20 protein-coding genes are annotated in these 19,441 nt (G+C 64.4%); all 20 read right to left on the bottom strand.

The annotated features are described in order from the left end of the window. Positions 1–119: 119 nt before the first annotated feature. Positions 120–710: an ImmA/IrrE family metallo-endopeptidase gene (locus K9F62_19690; protein ID UJX40881.1), complete on the bottom strand. Its 591-nt coding sequence runs from the start codon at positions 708–710 to the stop codon at positions 120–122. Then, positions 707–1,090 (bottom strand): helix-turn-helix domain-containing protein, encoded by a 384-nt coding sequence (locus K9F62_19685; GenBank protein ID UJX40880.1) that lies wholly within the window; start codon positions 1,088–1,090, stop codon positions 707–709. The genes K9F62_19690 and K9F62_19685 overlap by 4 nt, the downstream gene beginning before the upstream one ends. A gap of 70 nt (positions 1,091–1,160) precedes the next feature. Next, complete coding sequence (locus K9F62_19680; GenBank protein UJX40879.1) at positions 1,161–1,808, bottom strand: phage baseplate assembly protein V; 648 nt, start codon at positions 1,806–1,808, stop codon at positions 1,161–1,163. Continuing rightward, positions 1,805–2,905: a phage tail protein gene (locus tag K9F62_19675; GenBank protein UJX40878.1), complete on the bottom strand. Its 1,101-nt coding sequence runs from the start codon at positions 2,903–2,905 to the stop codon at positions 1,805–1,807. The genes K9F62_19680 and K9F62_19675 overlap by 4 nt, the downstream gene beginning before the upstream one ends. Continuing rightward, entirely contained in the window at positions 2,889–4,247 is a 1,359-nt protein-coding gene (locus K9F62_19670; GenBank protein ID UJX40877.1) for a DNA circularization N-terminal domain-containing protein, read from the bottom strand. The genes K9F62_19675 and K9F62_19670 overlap by 17 nt, the downstream gene beginning before the upstream one ends. 2 nt (positions 4,248–4,249) lie before the next feature. Further along, positions 4,250–6,364 (bottom strand): phage tail tape measure protein, encoded by a 2,115-nt coding sequence (locus K9F62_19665; GenBank protein ID UJX40876.1) that lies wholly within the window; start codon positions 6,362–6,364, stop codon positions 4,250–4,252. A gap of 146 nt (positions 6,365–6,510) precedes the next feature. Next, complete coding sequence (locus tag K9F62_19660; GenBank protein ID UJX40875.1) at positions 6,511–6,843, bottom strand: hypothetical protein; 333 nt, start codon at positions 6,841–6,843, stop codon at positions 6,511–6,513. A gap of 3 nt (positions 6,844–6,846) precedes the next feature. Continuing rightward, positions 6,847–7,221 (bottom strand): phage tail protein, encoded by a 375-nt coding sequence (locus tag K9F62_19655; protein UJX40874.1) that lies wholly within the window; start codon positions 7,219–7,221, stop codon positions 6,847–6,849. 15 nt (positions 7,222–7,236) lie between these two features. Next, entirely contained in the window at positions 7,237–8,658 is a 1,422-nt protein-coding gene (locus K9F62_19650) for a phage tail sheath subtilisin-like domain-containing protein (protein UJX40873.1), read from the bottom strand. Further along, entirely contained in the window at positions 8,658–8,876 is a 219-nt protein-coding gene (locus K9F62_19645; protein UJX43258.1) for a DUF2635 domain-containing protein, read from the bottom strand. Before K9F62_19645 ends, K9F62_19650 begins: the two co-directional genes overlap by 1 nt. 5 nt (positions 8,877–8,881) lie before the next feature. Next, on the bottom strand, positions 8,882–9,460 hold the full coding sequence (locus K9F62_19640; GenBank protein UJX40872.1) for a DUF1834 family protein: 579 nt from the start codon (positions 9,458–9,460) through the stop codon (positions 8,882–8,884). Then, entirely contained in the window at positions 9,457–9,885 is a 429-nt protein-coding gene (locus K9F62_19635) for a DUF1320 domain-containing protein (GenBank protein UJX40871.1), read from the bottom strand. Before K9F62_19635 ends, K9F62_19640 begins: the two co-directional genes overlap by 4 nt. After that, positions 9,886–10,188 carry a hypothetical protein gene (locus tag K9F62_19630; protein UJX40870.1) on the bottom strand — a complete coding sequence of 101 codons (303 nt, stop codon included), beginning with the start codon at positions 10,186–10,188 and terminating at the stop codon, positions 9,886–9,888. Between the two features lie 12 nt (positions 10,189–10,200). Continuing rightward, a complete protein-coding gene (locus K9F62_19625; protein UJX40869.1) occupies positions 10,201–11,106 on the bottom strand; it encodes a Mu-like prophage major head subunit gpT family protein in 906 nt (301 codons plus the stop codon). Continuing rightward, a complete protein-coding gene (locus K9F62_19620) occupies positions 11,107–12,261 on the bottom strand; it encodes a phage protease (GenBank protein ID UJX40868.1) in 1,155 nt (384 codons plus the stop codon). A gap of 124 nt (positions 12,262–12,385) precedes the next feature. Beyond that, positions 12,386–14,206, bottom strand: coding sequence for a hypothetical protein (locus tag K9F62_19615; GenBank protein ID UJX40867.1), 1,821 nt, complete (start codon positions 14,204–14,206; stop codon positions 12,386–12,388). Between the two features lie 181 nt (positions 14,207–14,387). After that, a complete protein-coding gene (locus tag K9F62_19610) occupies positions 14,388–14,867 on the bottom strand; it encodes a phage virion morphogenesis protein (GenBank protein ID UJX40866.1) in 480 nt (159 codons plus the stop codon). 135 nt (positions 14,868–15,002) lie between these two features. Continuing rightward, positions 15,003–16,244, bottom strand: coding sequence for a minor capsid protein (locus K9F62_19605; GenBank protein UJX40865.1), 1,242 nt, complete (start codon positions 16,242–16,244; stop codon positions 15,003–15,005). Positions 16,245–16,247: 3 nt separating this feature from the next. After that, positions 16,248–17,816, bottom strand: a complete 1,569-nt coding sequence (locus K9F62_19600; GenBank protein ID UJX40864.1) for a DUF935 domain-containing protein — start codon at positions 17,814–17,816, stop codon at positions 16,248–16,250. Then, a complete protein-coding gene (terL, locus tag K9F62_19595) occupies positions 17,797–19,440 on the bottom strand; it encodes a phage terminase large subunit (protein UJX40863.1) in 1,644 nt (547 codons plus the stop codon). The genes K9F62_19600 and terL overlap by 20 nt, the downstream gene beginning before the upstream one ends. Position 19,441 lies beyond the last annotated feature (1 nt).

The raw sequence follows: 19,441 nt of genomic DNA, 5'->3' as shown, positions 1-19,441 counted from the left end.
CGTCACCACAACGTTAGCTTCTTTGCACAGCATGCGCCAAGGGCCGCGCTCGTCGAATTTCGGGGGGTAGCGGCCTTTGCCCATGTTTACGGCTTGATGCCGTTCCGATCTTGATTGGTTCATAGCTTTCCTGCCCTCATCGACCGCAGCACCCGTTCCTGCTTCACTCGTGCGGCATCATGCGAAACCTTAAAAGTTCTGCTGAGGTCGATTAACGAGGCGTCATCGCGGATCATTTGCGCCACCAAAGGTGACGGCATCAAAAGTTCCGACGCATATACATCCGCTTGCTTTTCAGGGTTTTGATAAACGGGAACTTGCGAACGTTGAAGAACAATCGCTTTACGTTTGCCCCTAATGACACCTCGATAGTATGGGCCATGGAGATGCGCATGTCCTATTTCATGCGCTACCGTAAAGCGGTCGCGGCCATTCTCGTCGAGAAGCCCAAGGTACACACCTTCGTCAAGTGTTAGTTCACGTTTCTTAGGGTCATATTCGGCTTCTCCGTCATACAAGTCGTCAATCCGATACTCTACACCTAGGACTTCGCGTAAACCACCTTCAAATAGTTCTGCAACTGGAGTAGGTCCAGGAGAATTTAGCCGTTCCGGGCAAACTAATTCTAACAAGTCACGAGCAGACTTTTGTACTTCTGCCCAACTCAAGCCCGGAACGGCAACTACTCTTGCATCTGCCAAGCTGTTCAATGTTCACCTCGCTTTTCGATAATAGCAAGAATCTTTTTTGCTTGTTCTTCTGACAAGTCTTTCCATGAACGAGCCAATACCAATCCAGCTTCTTCAAGGCTCGGGCTTGCACCATCAAGATCAAGTTCGATGCGACCCTTCTCCTTAGTGGCTAAGTCAAGAAGTTCTGTAGCAGGAGTAGAAATGACTTGCGCAATTTTCTTAATCTTATCAGCGGAAGGAGGATTGCGCCGTCCTCTTTCAATATCAGAAATATAGACGACTGAACAACCTAGCGCTTCAGCCACATCTCTCATTTTCTTGTCCGCTTGTTCCCTGAGAAGGCGTAAACGCTCCCCAAAGGTGTTCATGGCTTCCCCCGGTTTTGTGGTGATGTTCATGGGAAGCTAATAAGCATATTAGCTTAACGAGTCAAGAAATAGTTTAGAATTTTTTAACACATTAAATTTATTAGACAATAGGCTCATCCGTCGGCCCGCCACCATCATTTTCGGGGTGCACGTGGTGCACCAGCGACACCCCGCCCGTAATGTGATCCACGTCCGCCCGGGACGTCCCGGTGATATGCAGATTCCCGCGCCAGACGCCGTCGCAGTCCGCCCCATCCTCATCGCCGCCTAAATCCCAAACAGGCGCATAAAGCCCCATGCGCTGGCTGGCGCGCAGGCGGATGCGCGCCGCCGTCATGTCGATTTCGTCCTTGGCCCGGACCTCCAGCTTGTCGCATTCGATGGCCACGACCTTGTCCTGCTTCAGGGTGATCTTGGCCCCGGCCTGGTTGTAGACGCAGACCTCGCCGCTTTTGAGCGCCTGCACCCGGTAATTGCCGTGCTCGGTGGCCACGATGACGCTGTGCGCGCTCTTGCCGCCAAGCGGCAGCACGATGCACTGGCTGCCGGCCGGCGGGGCCGACGTAAAGCCGAACTGCTGGAAGACTTCCGAGGCCTGCAACTGCTCGCCGGCCAGGCCGTTGGCCTGGAGGAGTTGCACGCCGGGCGTGGTGTCCAGCGCCGTGAGAACGGCCCGAAACCCCAGGCGCACCCGGGACAAGGCGCGCGTGATCTTGGCGTCCACACGCCGCAGAAAATCGTTGCTCATGACAAGTCCACCACCTTCCCGACGCTTGCCGTCTTGCCTTTGCTCGTGCCGCCGGTCTTGGCCAGCGCGGGCAGCCAGACGCCGTCCTCTTTGAGCGTCAGCTCGGTGACGCCCCCCTTGTCGCGGCCGCCCAGGAACGTGCGGCCCATCAGGAAATAGGTGGCGTCCAGGCCGTGGGGCTCGCTGACCAGCCGCACACGCTGGCCGGGCGTCCAGGGCTTGCCGCCCAGGGCAATGCGATGGCCGCGCACCAGGGCGGTGAGGGTCAGCCCCTCCAGGCGCGAATCCATGAGCGCCTTTTGCGCCCGGCGCTTGGCCTCGGCCGCGCCATCGCAGTCGCCCGCGACGAGGATCAGCGGCCGGTAGCCCGGCACGTCCGGGTCGGTCTCGCGGTGCTGGATGTCATGCTTGCCGTCCGTCGTCTCGGTGCCGTGCGATTGGCCCAGCACCGTGACCTCGCTGTAGCGGCCGGAAACGTCCTCGGTGACGGCCAGGGACAGGACGTTGTTGCCTGTGCCGTCGAAGCGCATGACCAGCGTGGCCACGGGCGCGGCGGCGTAGTCCGGGCCGCCGACCACGAGGACGCCGCCCGGCTCGAACCAGGCCCAGCAGCCGTTGGCCTCGCAGGCCTGCCCCAAGGCGTCCCAGGCGGTCATGCCCGGCTCGATCTCCACCTTCTCCCGCGCGTTCGTGACGTCCACCCGGACCTTCGAGACGCCGAGCGGCCGCACGGCCAGATCCACCACTTCGGTGAGCGTGACCTTGCGGCGGGTGAAAACGGGGGCCGAGCAGTCCACCAGCACGGAAGCGCCGTCGCGGCCGGAAAGCGTCAGGGCGTGTTGGCCCTTGGCCACCTCGCGCTCGATGCGGTCGATGCGGCCGGTCAGGACCACGTCCTGGCCCAGGCAGGCCTCCATTGCCGCCCAGGGCCGCACCGTGGCCGGAATCCTGTCCGCCGGAATGCCGAGCGTCACGCGCCAGGCGTCGGCCGGGGTGATCAGATGCGACTCGATGCGGTAGCTGGTCCAGTCCCGGTGCTCCCGGCCGGCCACGCGGAGAGTGATGCGCTCGTCGGCGGCGTTAGCTGGCGAAGCCATACAGCACCTGGCCTTGGGCCACGAAATTAGGATTGCGCAGGCCCGGATTGAGCCGGGCCAGCTCGGCGGCGCGCGTGTGGTCGCCGTAGAGCCAGTGGGCGAGCAGCCGCAGGTTGCACAGGCTCGGGGCGGCATGCGTCACCAGCGGCGGGTGCAGGTGAATGACCGTGGCCCCAAGCTCCTGGACGGAAAGCGCCGCCGTGCGCAGCCGCTCGACCACCGGGTAGGCCTGCTCGGTGGGCAGCACCAGCCGGTGCTCGTCCATGCAGTCCTGGTAGCGCTGGCGCGTCGCGCCGACGATGGCCTCCACCTCGGCCGGAGTGAGGGTCGGCTCGGCCGCGTCCCCGGCCAGGGCCTCGCCGGCGGCATTGCCCATGGCCACGGCCCGCTCCAGGTTGCACACGGCCGCCGCCATGGCCCAGGCCTGGCCGGTGGCGCTGGAAAGGTCCGCCTCGGGCGCGGCGTTTTTCGTGCCGGTCGCGGCCACGACCACGCTTGGCCGGGCTATGGCCGCGCCGGTCAGCGGCCCGGTGACCACGCCCCCGGCATAAAGCGCCGGGTCCAGGCGATAGGCCGAGGGGCTCCCGGCGGCCGTCAGGGGCAGGCGCGGCAGCTTGTCCGAGATGGCCGCCAACCGGGCGAAACGGCCGAAGGTTTCCGCCGGAAGGTCGGCCAGGTCGGTCACGGCGGCGGTCACGGCCCGGGCATCGGAAGCCAGGGCTTGCGGGATGGCCAAAAAGTCGGAGGCCACCACCCGGGGGAGCCCGGCCAGGTCCCTGGCCAGGTTGGTGACGAAACGGACCGCGCCCAGCACCTCGCCCCGGACGTAAGCCGCGAGCCTGGCCGGCACGGCGGCGGCCCAGGCGGCATAACCGACCCAGGAGGCCAGGGTGGCCAGGGACAAGGCGCTTTGCTGGTCGCCGGCCAGGCTCGCCGCTTGGGCCGTGGCCGTGGCCGGCTTGTCGAAAAAGGGAATGTCCGGGCTTGCCTCCATGAAGACCAGCTCCATCTCGGCATAGTCCGGGTGGTCCTCGTGGTGGTCCACACGGTAGCTGGGGCAGGCCATGGTCAGGGAGCCGAACACCGGGTGGATGAGTTCGCCCTTGCCGGGCGTGTCCAGGGCGGCAATGAGGCGGGTCACGGCCTCCTCGTAGTCGTCGCCCCAAAAGACGGCCCGGAAGGTGACCTTGCGCGGCCGGCGGCCCATGTCCTCGATTTCCGCGCCGTCGCGGTACGGGTATTCGTGCTGCACCAGCGCCCGCTCCACGTCGTCGCGCGCGGCGATGACGTCGAAGGGCACGCCGCGAAAGGAGGCGGGCAAAAGCGAATCGCGCCAGGCCATGGCTACTCCCGTTTGGCGTCGGCCGTGTTGTAGTCGTTGACGGCCCGGGCCACTTCGCGGCCGTCCAGGTGGAGCACGGATTCCACGTGCAAGGTGCTCTTGTCCTCGACCACCACCTTTTGGGCGTCGGCCTTGGCCTGGGTGGACGGCCCCCATAGCTTTTCCCCGGCCCATCGGCCCAGGTCGCTGCCGGCCCACCAGCCGGCGGCCCCGCCGGCCAGACCGCCCACAATGCCGCCGGCGGCCGTGCCGAGCCCGGGCACCACGGACCCCAGGGCCGCGCCGCCGACAGCCCCCAGCTTCATGCCGGCGATGGCTCCGGCCAGTCCGCCGGCGTTTTCGCTATGGCGCACGTTTTTTTGCGCCCGGGTCAGGGCGTCGTTGCTCTCGGTGGCGTAGATGTCCCAGGCGGCCAGCCCGGCCGTGGCCAAAAGTCCGCCCTTGCCGCCAAACATGCCGAGCAGGCCGCCACTTCCGGCAGCGGCGGCGGCCCCGCCACCGGCACCGCCGGTAAAAAGCCGCATGGCCCCGAAGGCGGCGGCCGCCGCGCTCATGGTGCCAATGGCCGTGGCCGCCTCGGTGGCCACCGTGGCCAGGGTGGGAAAACGCCGGGCCAGGTCGGTGGCCGCGTCCGCCACCGCCCGCATCGGCCCGCCCACGTCGCCGAGCATGCGGGAGCGCGCGATATCGGCCTCGTTGGCCGTGCTTTCCATGTGCGCGGCCGTGGTGGAGCGGTACACCTGATAGGCTTTCTCGCCCGTGCCCTGGGCGCTTCGTATCTGCCCGGCCACGTCCGCGATGTAGGCTTTCTGGCTGGTAGCCGCGATCAAGGCCAGCAAGGCCTGCCGGTCCTGGACCACCTTGCCCACGGCCGAGGCATTGGCCAGGTCGGCCATGTCGGAAAGGATCTGCTGGCGCTCGGCCCCCTGGGCCTTGCCGAGGCGCGCCTGGAGCTTGGCGTAGCGCTTGTCCTTGCCGACGATCTCCTTGTCCACGAGCTTGGCGAAGGCTTCCAAGGGCAGCATGCCCTGTTCCCGCGCCCGGGTGAGCGTGCCGGTCAGGTCGATGCCGAGCTTGGCGAAATCCTTGCGCGTGTCCTGGCTATTGAGCTTTTGCAGCAGGTTGACCAGGTTGTTGCCGGCCTCGTCGCGGCTGCCGGCGGTGACGGCCGCCGCCTGGGCATAGGCCAAAAGCTGCTCGAAGCCGGCCATGGACTTCATGCCCGAGCCAAGGGCCATCATCTTGGGCAGCCACTTGGCCATGTCCCGCAGCTCGAAGCCGCCGGCCTGTCCGGCGGCCATGGCCTTGTCCAGGGCTTGGCCGGCCTGCCCTTCGGTGAAAAATTTCTGCTGAATGCCCCGGATGACGATCTCGGCGATCTCGTTCGAGCCGGCCCCGGAAGCGGTGGCGAACTTCTGGATGGTGGGCAGGAGCTTGGTTGCCGCGTCGGCCTTGACGGCTCCCGAGGCCAGCATGGCGTCCAGGGCTTCGGCCGCCTGGTCGCGCCCGCCGCCGCCCTGGCGCACGGCCGTGTTGACCGCCTTCTCCAGGCCCTGCATGCCGGCGATGCGGCCGGCCACGTCGCGGTCGGCGTAAGCGGTGTTGGCCATGAGCGCCAGGCGCTTCTCGAAGGAAATCGGCCTAGCCAGCGCCCGGCCGGCGACCATGGCCCCGGCGGTTGCGCCCGCGCCGACTTGGCCAATGCCCTTGACCGCGCCCAGGGCCGCCCGACCGGCCGCGCCCACGCCGCGCAGGGCGTCGCGCAGACGATTGCCGGCCCGGGCCGCTTCGTTGAGCCCGTGCAGGGCCTCGTAGGCCATGGTGCCCACGGACTTGACCGCGCTTCCCGCCCGGCCGACGTCCGAGACTTCCCGAGCCGCCCGGCGCGCGGTTTGCCCCAGGCCGCCCATGAGCTTGTCCGTATCGGCGGCCGCGATGCCGACCGCGCGCACGCCGTCGCCGGCGCGGTCCAGCCGGCCCAACTGCCGGGCGGCGGCCCCGGCTCCCTGGCCCACGCCCTTGGCGGCCCGGGTCAGCGTCTCCAGGGACTTGGCCGCCCGGCCGGCCATCTCGTCGCGCAGGCGCAGGACAATGGCGATTTCCGTGGACTTGCCCATGGCCTACGCCCCTCCCTTGCGACGGCGCGGCACGATGCGCCGACCGTTGCCGGAACCGGCGCGGCCGGTCAGGATGGCCAGATAGGCTTCCGCCTGCGGCATGGTCATGGCGCGGATGTCTCCCAAGGTAAATTTGCCCGCCAGCGCTACTTCGAGGAGCCGGAAGTCCCGGAGTCGGCGCTCGCGGGCGCGAGCTTTCCCCGCAGGGACTCCTCGGCCGCGGCAAGGGGCGTGTAGTCGCTGTAATGCAGCCCGGCCAAAAGCTCGGGGGTGATGTCCCCGGGCGCAAGCGTCCCCAGGCGGGTGAGCGCCCGGGACCAGATGTAGCGGGACAGGCGCGCCGAACAGGCGTTTTCCGGGGCGTTTTCAATGGCCCACTCCATGTCCTCGATGGTGGGCACCCGCATCTCGAAGTCCTTGTGCAGCGCGCCGGCGGCGTCCTTGTAGCCGACGGACAATTGCCCGGTAACGGTCAGCATGGGCTATTCCTCCACCTTGTTGAGGGAGAGCAACTTGGCGTCGATGCGCGCCTCGTTGTCCACGGTGTATTTGCCGCCGACGCTGACCACGGCGCAGTCCTGGTAGGTTTCGCGCTTGCCGCCGTCGGTGACGGGATAAATGGTCAGCTTGGCCCCTTCCACGCCCGACCAGTCCAGGGCGTCGTCCTTGGGCACGGCGGCGGTGATGGACAGTTCCCAGGTTTTGACGCCCTGGTGGTAGCCCAGGGCGCGGCCGGTGCGGTTCATGGTCTTGACGACCTTGCGGCCGGCGTCGTGCTGTTCGCCGAACTCGATGACCTCGTATTCCCGGCCGTCGATTTCCAGCACGACGGCCCCGAGGTATTCCTTTAACGCCATGGTGATTTCCCTCCGTTAGAGCAGCAGGTCGATGCGGCCGGCAAAGACGTGCAGGCCGTTGACCACGTCGGCCGGGATGGCGGCGTCCAGCCGGTTGGGGTCCTGGCTGTCGCGCTCCACGATGAGCGCCGGCAGGTTGGCCTTGACCTCCTCTACGATCTCCAGCTCCTCCAGCTTGTAGAGCACGTCGATAAGCTCGCTTCTGACCTTGGCCGCCGTGCGGTTGGTCAGCTTTTCGCGCGGAAAGCGCAGGCTGATGCGTTCGCGGCAGGCCGTGCGCACGTAGTCCAGGGTGCGAATGGTGGTCAGGTCCAAAAGCGCGATGTCCTCGATGCCTTGCGGGTCGCGGGTGTAGGTGGTGATGGCCCGCACGATCTGCACCACCTCGCCGGGGCCGACTTCCAAGGGCGTCACGCCGTTGTAGAGGGCGGACTCCTGCTCCATGCGGCCCAGGCGCTTGGGCACGGGCGGCACGGCCACGGGCGTAAGCGCCAAGGTGTTGAGCGGCCGGGCCGGGTCTTCCTCGCTGGCGATGACGGCGGCATAGGCGGCGGCCACCACCCAGGCCGGCGAGGTCGTGCCGGGCAACAGCGCGCAGGTGATGCGACCGCTGTTGATCTGCCCGGCCAGGGTCGTGGCCTGGGCCAGGGTGCCGGTGTGGGCATAGACGCCGATGGCCCCGCGCTGCTCCAGGGCGTGGCTGACCGCGTCCAGGTGCGACCGCAAGGCGGTCAGCTGGGCCTGGCCGCTATAGGGCACGGCGATGATGTCGTGGCCGTCGGCGAATACGGCGGCAAGGGCCGGGGCAATGTCCGGGTCCACCGCGCCGCCGGCCATGGCCGAAAGCTCCATGGCCAGGCCGTCCACGGCCAGGGAGCAGGCCAGCGTGATGCCGTTGCCCGTTTCGCCCTTGTTGCGCGCGGTCAGGGTCACCACGCCGTTTGCGGCGGCGGCCGTCACGGGCAGCGTGCGGTTGGCGTTGACCTTTGCGGCCAGGGCGTCGGCCACGGCGGCGGCGGTGTCGCCCAGGGCGGCCGCGACCTGGAGGAGCTGTGCGCCGATGGTCAGGTTGACCACGCCGATGCCGGCGGACGTGCCGGTCAGTGTCACCGTGCCGGCGGCGGCGATGCCGGCTTCGTCGCCTGGCACGGTGACAACCGTCAGGCGCAGGTACGGGTTGGCGGTGATGGCCGCGCGCACCATCAAGTGGGCCAGGGAGCCGGTGCCGAAAAGCGTGCGCGCCTCCTCGTCGGAGAAGACCTCCACGGGCGTGAGGATGGGCTGCGTGCCCTCGGCCGTGCCTTGGGCCACGATCAGCACGCGCTGCACGTTGGCCGGCAGGGTGCGCACCGCCAGCTTGGTGTTGAACTCGAAATACTTGCCCGGCTTGCGGATGGAGGCCGGCAAGGTGTCGAAGCTGATGTTGGGGCTGGCCATCATTCCTCCTTGGGCTTTTGCGGCGCGGCCTCGGGCGCGGGCTTGAGCGCGGCGGCCTTGTCGGGCGTCTTGTCGGACGCCGGAAGCAGGTCGCCGTCCGCAATGCGGCGGCGGTAATAGGCGCTGTCCGGCACGGCCACGGCGGCGTCCCCGGTGATGTGGCGGCGCGGCATGCCCTCCATGGGCACGCGCAGGCCGGGCGCGGCGCGCACGGTGATGGTGGTCACGGCTTTTCTCCTTGCAGCTCGACCAGGTCGGCGGCGTCGGGCACGCCGTCGTCCGGCAGCAGGTGATAGTTGAGCCCCACGCGCTCCAGCAGGGGCGGCTCCGGGGCCTCGGGTTCGCGCAGGCGCAGCGGATAGATGGTGTGCCATTCCAGGGCGAAGGCGGACACGGCCTGGCCGCGCAAGCTGGCGCTCACGACGGTGCGGGCGCGGCCCGGGGTGAAGGGGTCGATTTCGAGCCCCAGGTCCTGGCCGGTCAGCAGCCGGCGCACGTCCGCGATCATGCGGTAGGTGCCGACCTGCCTGCCGTCGCCCTGGCGGGTGGAAGCCTCGCAGCGCAGGTTTCGCGCCCCAACCAGCACCACGAAGGTGGCCGGGATATGCCAGACGTCGCGGCTGGTGCCGACCGGCTTGCCCGGGCCGTCGTGGGCAAAGGTGACCCACAGGGCCGGAAAGCGGCGCACCACCTGCTCAAGCCCTTCGTCGAACTCGCCGCCGTAGGTGGCGATGGCCGGCTTGTACGGCAGGGCCGCCGCCGCGAGGCAGTGCTTTATGGCCTCCTCGATGACCGCAATCACGCCGCATCCCCTTGCCTCGGCCGCCGGTCGAAGACGCGGCGGCCGGTGGAAAAGGCCACCCCGGCCGCGCTGCCCTCGCCGGGCAGGGACTGGCCGGGTAAATCGGCCGTGCCGGCGGCGATGCGCTCAAGCCACTTTACCGCCTGGCGGTAGCGCTCCAGGATCGGGTCCGTCTCGCTGGCCGGGCCGCCGGTCAGACGATAGCGGGCGATGTCGCACACGGCGGCGACCAGCACCGGCGGCGCGGGAGCGGCCACGGGCACGGCGTAGCGCCGGGCCAGGTAGCTGTCCGCCTCGGAAGCGGCGCGGACCAGGGCTTCCTCGGCCAGCCCCGCGTCCACCGCGCCGGCATTGTCCCGGTCGGTGATGGCCAGCAGCTCGTCCTCGCCAAAAGCGGCGCGCAAGTCGTCCAGGCTGGCGTACATTTACTTGGCCTTGGCTTCGGGGGCTTTCGCCGCCTCATCGAAGGCGAAATCCTCGTCCGCCTCGTCCGCCGTGTCTGGGGCTTCCGGGGACTTCTCCTCGCCCTCGGCCGGCTGCTTTTTCTTGCGCGGCGCTTCGAGAACTTCCACCTTCAGGTCGGGATCGGCCTGAAGCTGGGCCAGCTGCTCCTCGGTGAAGGTGCCGGGCGGGAAGTCGCCCACGGTCTCCTCATGCTTGCGCCCGGCCCGGTAATGGCCGCCGCGCATACTGCGCGTGCGCACGGTGGCGTCGATTTTCTTGCTCATGACGGCCTCCTGCTAGTTCAGCCAGGGCGTGACCAGCACGTCCACGATGCCCGCGTTGGGGTTGTCCGAGCCGTCGGCCCGGCGCGCCACCTGCACCACCTCGGCGGCGGCGGTGCGCAGGTTGGTGGGCACCACCAACTGCGTGGCCTTGATGCCGAGGGGACGGCCGCCGTCGGCCTTGAAAGCGGTCATGGCGTCGTAGGCGGCATTGAAGTTGGCGTCGGTCAGCGGCTTTTTCGAGCAGTAAGCGAACTGCCAGAAGCCGAAGCCCACGTTGCAGCGGTAGCGGATGCCGAAGCGGAAGACGTCCGTGGAAAAGACCGTCTCGTCGTCGAGCTTGGTCATGGACGTGATTTCCGGCTTGGTGCGCTCCTGGAAGATGATGGGTTTGATGGCCCGGGAGGTATCGACCAGATACCAGGCCGGGTCCGTGCCGTCGGCGTAGTTGGCCACGGTGGCCGCCTCGCCGGTGCCGTCCACGCCCGGAAAGACCGGGTGGTCGGTGTCGAAGAAGTTCTGGCCGTCGTAACAGGCGGTCGCCCCCCCAAGGGCCAGCAGCGCAAAGACCAGCTCGTCCGGGAAGACGCCGGCAGCCCGGCCCATCTCCTCGAAGATCGGCGAGTAAACGCCCACGGTGTCGTCCTCGATGGCCTCACGGGGCACACCGACCGTATCTTCAAACTTTTTGTTGGTGATGCTGTAGCCATGGGCGGCCATGTCCTTGACCGCACGGGGGCCAACCCATTCCCGGAACTTGGGGAACTGGCCGAGCCAGCCATAGGTATTGGACGCCGAGGTGGAGGGGATCAGCGTGGCCACGTTTTTCCAAGCGCTCGGCGCGGCGGCCAGAGCCTTGCGGAAATCCCCCCGGAAGCCGGTAAACAGGGCGCTGATGAGCGCCGGGGTGAGAATGGCCATTTACTTGCCCTCCTTAAACGCCAGATAGTCGGCTTCGGTTTTACCCAAGAGGCGCGCGGCCTCTTTTTCGTCGGCCGACAGCGCGGCCGTGCCGCCCCCGGCCGGCGGCGTCACGGTGGTGGTCTGCATGGTGGTGAGCGCGGCCACGGGCGCGGCCTTGGCCAGGTAGTCCCGGGCGGCGTCCGGGTCCTTGGCCGCCAGGTCGGTGAGCCAGCCTTCGAGGGTCTTGTGCACGCGGCCGTCGGCCACGGCGGCCTTGATCTCCGCCGACAAGGCGGCGGCGCCGTTTTGCGACTCGACTTCAGCCAGGCGCTTTTTGAGGTCGGCGTTTTCGGCCGTCAGCGCGGCCACGGCGGGAGCGGGCGCGAACTTGGCCGGGTCCGGCGCGGCCACTTTGGCGCGCAAGTCGGCGATGGCGGCGTCCTTGCCGGCCAGGATGCCGAGCAGGTCCACGCTCGTGGCGGCGTCGGCCTCGGGCGCGACCTGGCCCTTGAGCTTGTCCAGTTGGGCCGTCACCTCCTCGGCGGTGGCGGCCACCGGCAGGTTGAGCAGAAAGCGCAGGCGCTTGAGCAGTTCGTCCATGCGATCCTCCGGTTGAGGTTTCTGTGTTTGGGATGCGGCGACCTGCCGCGCGGCGGCCACGGCGGCCATGCCGTCCAGGGCCGGGTTGTTGGTGAGCGCGGCGTTGACGAGCGACAGCACCGCCCCGGTGGCGGGGTCGAAGGTGAAAAGCGGCGAGATGTAGCGGTATTCGTCGGCCTGGATGTGGGCGCGGGCGGCCTCGGTCCAGGCCACGCGGGCAAAGAGCCCCCGGCCGGGCACGTAGGCAAGCGCCTCGATCCAACCAGCGGCCACGGCCTTGTGGCCGGCGTCCTTGGCGGTCAGGGTGTGGTGCTCGTAGTCGATGCAAAGCGGCGTCTCGCGCTGGTTGGCGCGGGCGATGAGCGCGGTGGCAATGGCGGCGTCGAGCTGCCAGGTCTTGGCGGTGCAGCCCTCGATGCTGCCCGGCCGGCCGTCCCGGGCGTCGAAACTGCCGTCCGGGAACAGCTGGACGTTGCAGCCATCGGGAAGGGATGCGGCGTCGGCCGCCGGGGCCAGCGCCACGGCCAGGGCGGCCGTGGCGTGGATTATGGGAGAGTGGGTCGCGTTGCGCATGTCCGCCACGCTAGTGGCGGAAGGGCTATGCGCGATAGGTGAAGGGGTTCAGGAGCTGGATAAATAACACATAATATTAATTCTGAACTATCCTTGTCCTGCTAGCAAGCTGTGAGAGCTGAATTTAGAAATTCAAAAGATGAGTTATTCTTTTATAACGAAAAGAACCAAGCTTGTCCTCGCCCAAGCTTATAAGAGCATCTTTTGATTTCTTACAAAATTCATCAAACGAGCTTGTGCCAGTAATGTGATTTCTCCAACGGAGGAAATCTACTAACGCCTCTAGAAAACCATGATTGTTCAAAATACTTTCTTTAATAAAATCGATAGGCATAGAATCGAGCATAGCTGAATCCTCCGGATTCCATCCTGCCCCTTTTTGAATTTTACCCAACATATCCTGGATGTTTTTTGTATTTTTTAGTTCATTTTCCGACAACGATATTCTCTTTTCAAATTTATTTTTAATATTACTATTTTGCTCTAGAATAGTTTTAAGAGTTTCGTTTCTTTTGGCATTATTTAAATCATCAAGTGTTTTTATCTTGCTCAAACATTTTTCCACATATGAATCTAAAACATGATTTTTCAACCCATTCAAATATGCCTCATCTTTTGAGACATCCAAAAGAGATCCTATTATATAAAACAAGTCATCTAGTGAAAAAATCCCAATCAAATCATTCATATGCTTTTCAAATATGTTTTTAATGTCGGAAACATATTCTGTGTCACTATAACTCAAGTCGAATGTATACCTGCTTAGCATTTCATGAACAGATTCTCTAATTTTATTTCTCTCCGATTTGTCTTTGTTTTCGTTAAATATATTGGTCACGGCTTGTGCATCGATAGTCATGGTGTCCAGAAAGTTCCAGAGCAATTGATCTAGCTCAGAATATAATGAAACTCGATGTTGAATCCTTGAGTCCATTTTTACCAAAGCTTCGTCCTTTATTGCGGAGTGGCCTTCCTTTATAGGTTCCGTTTTAGACAATTTTCCAAGCCCATCTTTCCCATATTCAAAGTATATAACGACAAGCAACGAAATATCATAGGCTATTTCAAAGTAAAACTCGCTAGTATATTTTTCGTTTATGAAGTTATCAAAAAGTATTATCCAATGTTCAATTCTTTTTATAGTCCTCAAATTATTAATTTCTGCAAACTTAATAGCTTCAATGATGCCAGGCTTGTATTTCTCACTGACATCCTTGAGAATACTGCCAATTATCTCCACATGATCAGGAATGAATTTTATTTCAAAATCAACCATTTTTTCCTTATATGCTTTATAGATATCTCCTTCACTGCTTTTCAGGACTTCACGCTCATCCATAACAATAATTACTTTGCACGCATATCGCTCAGACAAAATAGAGGCATAGCCGATTATTTCTACAATTTTTAGTTCATCACATTTTCTTTCAAAATCATCAAGACAGATGTATTTATCATTTAATTCCTTTGCTTTTATCAAAGACAATAGAATTCCTAATGAATTGCTAGAAATTCCTAAATTCAACCTGCCTAGATTGAATTTTCCTGTTATTAAATTTGCAATTTTAGTATATTTATCAATAAGCTTATTACGGGTGAACAATTGAACCAAGGCCTCAGATTGTATTTCATTTATATCTTTTTTACCAAAGAGCGAAACATAAGCAACTTTATTATGTTGTACACTTTGACTATCTACTATATTGATGGAAGATTTACTGTCACACAATTTGTTTATTGAAGAACATGTATAGTCCCAAAGCTTTTTAAAAATATTACTCTGGCTACCATCTTTATATGCATCATTATAATTAAATTCATTTTTTATGAATTCATTCCAGAAATGCGTTTTTCCAACACCCCAAGATCCATTCAATAGAATGACGCAACCATCTTTTTGTTCCAACAAAGCTTTCAACTGCTTGGAATATTCTGATATTTTCATAAAATTCACCTAGTTAGATATTAGATGTTTTCTACAATTTTATTATACCGAACGAGGCGGCATCATTGCCTTTCGTGCATGGCATTGCTCATTAAGGCGGGCGGAATGGCCGTTAGTTCCCCGTTAGAATCTATATTAAATTCTATACCCATACATTGTGCCCACGCAAGGGCCAAAGTCCTCACCTGCCCTCCAGCACCCTTTGCAGCGCTTCTAACGCCGTTCCCTCGATTTCCGCCTCGTCCTCGGGACCGATGCCGAAAAAGCGCCTCGCCGGGATGTCGCCCCAGGGGATGGGCGTTCCCCGGCGCGTGCTGCCGTACTGGCCTTTCTTGGCCCCGAACTGGTGCGTGGGGGCCTTCACGTCGGCCGTTCCCACCCGGGCGAAGTCCGGGCCGGCCTCGCTCTGGATGGAGCCGGCCAGGATGCCGCTGACCTGCAAGATGGGCTGGGCGCTGCCACGCTTAGCCACGGTCGCCGGCGACAGAGCCGCCCAGGGCTCCCCGGTGACCGGGTCGGACTGGCTGGCGAAGGCCCGCTCGGGGATGTCGGCCAGCACCCCGGCCAGAGCGCGGGTCACGGGCGTCATGTCCCGGCCGGTGGCGATGATGGTGGCCAGCAGGCTTTGCGCCTGGTCGATATGGACTTCGATCTCGATCATGCTTATTTTATCCTTGTGGATGCGACACGGTGACACTCTCCCTGCCGTAGCACGGGCAGCCGCCCGGAGCGCAATGCGAGGTTTCCGCGAAAAGCGGGTGGGAGGCCTCGCCATCCACGGTTCAAAGCGCCCTGCCTAGTGCGGGGCGCTTCGCTTTTTGAGCCGCCGCAATTCCCGCTCCCGCTTGGCCGCGTCGCCGCTCAGGCGCAGCAGGCTTTGCACGTACACTTCCTCGCCTGCGACGGTGGCCTTCACCACGACCAGCACGCCGCCGGGCCGATCCAGCACGTAATCCAGCTTTCGCGCACTCTCTTGGACCCGCTCGCCATGGTCCACGGCTTCCTGGACCAGCCGGTAATCCTCGGGGCCAAGCTCCGGGTGCTTTGCCGCCTGCTTGCCGGCGGTCTGGGGCGAAAGCCGGGCCACTTGCGCGCGTGCGCCGATAAGCCCGGCGTCCTCGGCCGGCAGCACGGCCAGGGGGAAGTTGCCCACGGGCTTGGCCAGCCATCGGCCCAGCACCGGGCCGCGCGTCATGGCGTCCACGGTCGCCCGGGCCAGGTCCGGCGGCGCGGCGTCGAGCTTGCGCACCAGCTCATCCAGCGCCCCGCCCAGCCAGGACGCGCCGGGGTTGGCCGAAAAGCCCGGATCGGTGAAAGCCACGTAGCCGGACTGCGGGACCTTGTAGCCCGTGACCGGCCGCGTGAGCCGTTGGCCATCGGCGGCGGGTACGGTCACCCGCTCGGTGACCATGTTGCCCACGCCGGATTCGGGCGTGACGTTTTCGGCCTGCATGCGGCTGTCCGACAGCGCCCGCACGCGGCAACGGCAGTTGAAGCCGTTGGGCGGATAATGCGAACTCCAAAAAGGATCGTCGAAGCGGAAGGTGCGGTCGGCGAGCACCTTGTGGGAGGGGCGTGTCCTGCCGTCCAGCACGGCCACGTATTGCCACCAGGGCCGGGCGTCGGCGTTGGCGAGCATCTGCTTGTAGCGGCCGGCCATGAAGGCGGTTTGCAGGTTCTGGCGATAGATAAGCCGCAGCCGGGCCGGGCTGCCGAGCTGGACGCGCCGCTCCTCGCCGGTTCGGGGCGCGACCATCTTTTTCTTGCCCCACCAGCCCTTTTCGCGGAGCTTGGGTTCCAAGTCCTTGCGGAACCAGGCTTCGGTCTTGCCCTCGGCCAGGGCGGTCTTGAGCGCGGCGCGGATGTCGGCCAGCACGTCGAGGCTGGCCGCCTTGGCCACGGTAAAGGCTTGGGCATGGGCGGCCTGGTCCAGCTCGTGCCAGTCGAAGGTGATCGTGTAGCCCTTGGACTCGAAGTAGGCCACGGCGTCGGCGGGCGGCAGCCCCAGGGCGAAGGACAGGGAAACGGGTTTGGGCATGAGCTATTCGGCCTCGGCCTGGGCCGAGAGTCGCCCCCACAGCTCGCCCACGAACAGCACCCGGGCGGTCAGCTCCTCCAGGGCGGTCGTGTCCATCTTCGGGTACAGCTCGGCCAGCTTGCCGAGGAGCGCCTCCGGGGCGACGCCGTTTGCCGCCTCGGCAAAGACCGGGGCCAGCAGGTCCCTGGCCAGGGCGGTCAAGGTGCTGTCCGGCACCGTGGTCGCGTCCACGGCGTCCTGGTCGGGAAAGCGCGGCGCGTCGCTGCCTGCGGCTGCCAAGGCAGCAGTGGCCTCGGCCGGGTCATTTTTCGTGACTCCATCCTTGCGGGCCAGCACCGCCTCGCCCTTCTCGGGCAGGGGAATGCCGGCGCGCTCGTGCGCCCAGCGGATGGGGATGTCCATGACCGTGGCCAGCTCGGGCAAGGATTTGGCCAGCTTTTCCAGGTCTTCGGGGCGCGACGGGTCGAAGATGAAGCGCGGCAGCAAGGCCGGGTCGCTGACCCCTTCGTTGAGAAAGGCCAGCGGGGCCAAGAGCTGCCGGGTGAGCGAGCCGGCGATCTGGCGCGCGTCACTGGCCAGGATGTCCAGGCGCACCTCGTTGTGGATTTCCCCCAGCGCCTGGGAGCCCACGCCCTTGGTGTCGGTGGTCAGCGTACTGCCCAAGATGGCCTTGGACTGGCCGGTCTCGCACAGGTCGTGCATGGCGACAAAGGGCTTTTCGCTTCCCCGGGCCGCCTCCTTGAACTCGATGTCCATGCCTTCCGGGATGATGCCGGCGGCGTCGGACCCAAGCGCCTGCAAGGCGGCGAGCAAGGTCTTTTGCTCCTCGTCGCTGGACGTGGACGGATACTTGCCCAGGCGCATGGGCAGGCCGTGGATTTCCAGGAATTGCGAGAAGTCGCCCCGGCAATACTGCTTGAGCAGGTAGGTCCAGCACAGCACGCGGAACAGCCCGGCCCGGGCGAACATGCCCGACTTGGAGCGGTGCTTGTGGATGATCCAGCCCAGCTCCCACAGTTCCTGTCCCTCGGGCGTGTCGTCGCGCAGGCGCAAGGTGGCCAGGTCGTCGGCCAGCATGAACCAATTTTGCGGCCGATGGTGCAAGGCGGCGGGAAGGTGCTGCGCGCCGTCGAAGGTCCACTCGAACTCCAGGCAGGCGAAGCCGTGGCCGATGGCGTCGGCCATGTCCAGGATCACGTCCTCGAAGTCCGGGATGGCCTCCACCTGTTCGCGCACGGCCCCGGCCACGGCCTCGGCCCGCTTGCCGCCGGCCTTGCCCGGGTCGATGCGCCAGGGGATGGAAAGGAGCGCCCGGCGGCGCTTGGACAGCTCGGCGTGGATATGCTCGTCCCGGTCCTCGATCTCGGCGAAAAGGGTGTGCTGGCCCACGATGTCGCCGGCATCGGCGGCGCGCAGCAAGGCTTCCAGACGCCTGGGCGTCAGCCCGCCGGTCAGGCTGGCGATGTAGTCGTTGTGGAGCGCGCCGAGCGCGGCCGTTTGCATGCCCTTGCGGGCCTGGCCCTTGAAGGCGGCCAGCGCCGCCCGCAGGCGATCAAGCATCGTCGTCGTCATGATCGTGGCGTCCTTTGCGGATCAGGTTGCGGCCGCCGGCCTTGGGCACGCGGGTGAAGGCCATGGCGGCAAAGCCTTTGACGGCGGCCTGCCACAGCATTTCCAGGGCGTCCGGGCCATCGTCGTGGTCGGCTTTCGGGAAATGGCGCAGCTGCTCGATGAGCGCGCGCTGGGAAGGATGCAGACGGATGCGGCCCTGGGCAAAATAGGGTTGCATGGCCTCGATGCGAAGCGCCTTGTCGGCGATGGGCACGACGCCCCGGGCCGGAATGGCAAGGCCCCGCAGCATGGCCCGGCGGATCAGTTCGGTGCGCAGGAACTCTTGGAACTGCACCGCCTCCACCACCCACAGCAGGCAGCGGTAGCGCTCGTGGAAGGCGATGACGTCTTCGATGATGCGGTCGGGCACGCGCTTGCGGATGGCGGCCTCGACCACGTCCAGCACGCCGCGCTCCCGGGAATAGCCGCCGATGAGGATGGCCGACGGGTCGCGGCTGGAGCCGGCCTTGCCCAGGCTCGGGTCCACGGCCCCGAAATAGCGCCAGTCGTCGCGGTGTTCGACCCAGAAGGTGAGGCAGGCGGCAAAGGGCGCGTCCTCGCCGGCCAGCGGGTCGTTTTGCTGCTCGCTGTCAAAGGCGGCGTGGCCGTCCCGGGCGCGCTTCACCATGAGCTTGTAGAGCGGCCGGGCCGACGGCCAGGAGACCACCGCCCCCTTTTCCATGGCCGCCCGGGCCTTCTCGTAAAAGGCATGGGCCGCGTCCTCGCCCAGGGAAAGCAGGATTTCCTCCCAGCGGTCCCACAGGTCGAGCCGGTCCGGCCACTGGATCACGGCCTTGAACTTGCGCGAGCGCCAAAGCCGGTTGCCGAGCAGCCGGGCCAGCACGGAATCGTAATGCAGCACCGTGCCGACCAGGATCACGTCCATGGTGTCCCCGGCCTCGCCAAGCGAAAGCACGGTTTTTTGCAGCCAGCCGAGGAGCTTGTCGCGCTGCTCCGGGCTTTTGACGTTCTCGTCGTTCTCCAGGTCGTCGCAAATGACCAGGTCCGGCCGGTGCGGGCCGTGGCGCAGGCCGCGCATGCGCTTGCCCGAGCCGAAGGCCTGGATTTTGGCGTCCGTGGCCGTGATGGCCACGCCCACGTTCCAGACGCGCCCCAGGCCCACGGCTTCGGGAAAATCCATGGCCAGGCGCGGGTTGGCTTCCAGCTCCGCCTTGACCGCTTCGAGAAGCGCGGCGGCCTGCTCGAAGGCGTCGGCGATGAGGATCACGTAGCGTTTGCGGCCGGTCGCCAAGCACCACAACACGAAGATCATGGCCACGATGGTGGACTTGGCTTCGCCGCGCGGGGCGGCGCAGGCCAACCGCTGGCCGTCCGGGCGGTCCACCAGCGCCGGCAGGGTGTCGTCCAGCCAGGCGTGGAGCACGGAATCGCCGTAGCGGCAGTAATGCGGGAAATAGGTGTGGCGAAAAAAGGAAAAATCGCCTTGCACGCGGTCGCGGCGCTCGCGCGAGGCGTCCGGGTCCGAGGCGAAGCCGTCGCATTCGGCCTCGATGGTGCGGCGCATGCTTTCGGCCAGCCGCGCCAGCTCGGCCAGGAAATCCTTTTGCTTGAGTTTGCGCGCCATG

Source organism: Desulfovibrio sp. JY, assembly GCA_021730285.1.
Taxonomy (GTDB): Bacteria; Desulfobacterota; Desulfovibrionia; order Desulfovibrionales; family Desulfovibrionaceae; genus Solidesulfovibrio.
Note: the sequence above shows the minus strand (reverse complement) of the source record. Positions and strands in the feature narration are given on the sequence as shown.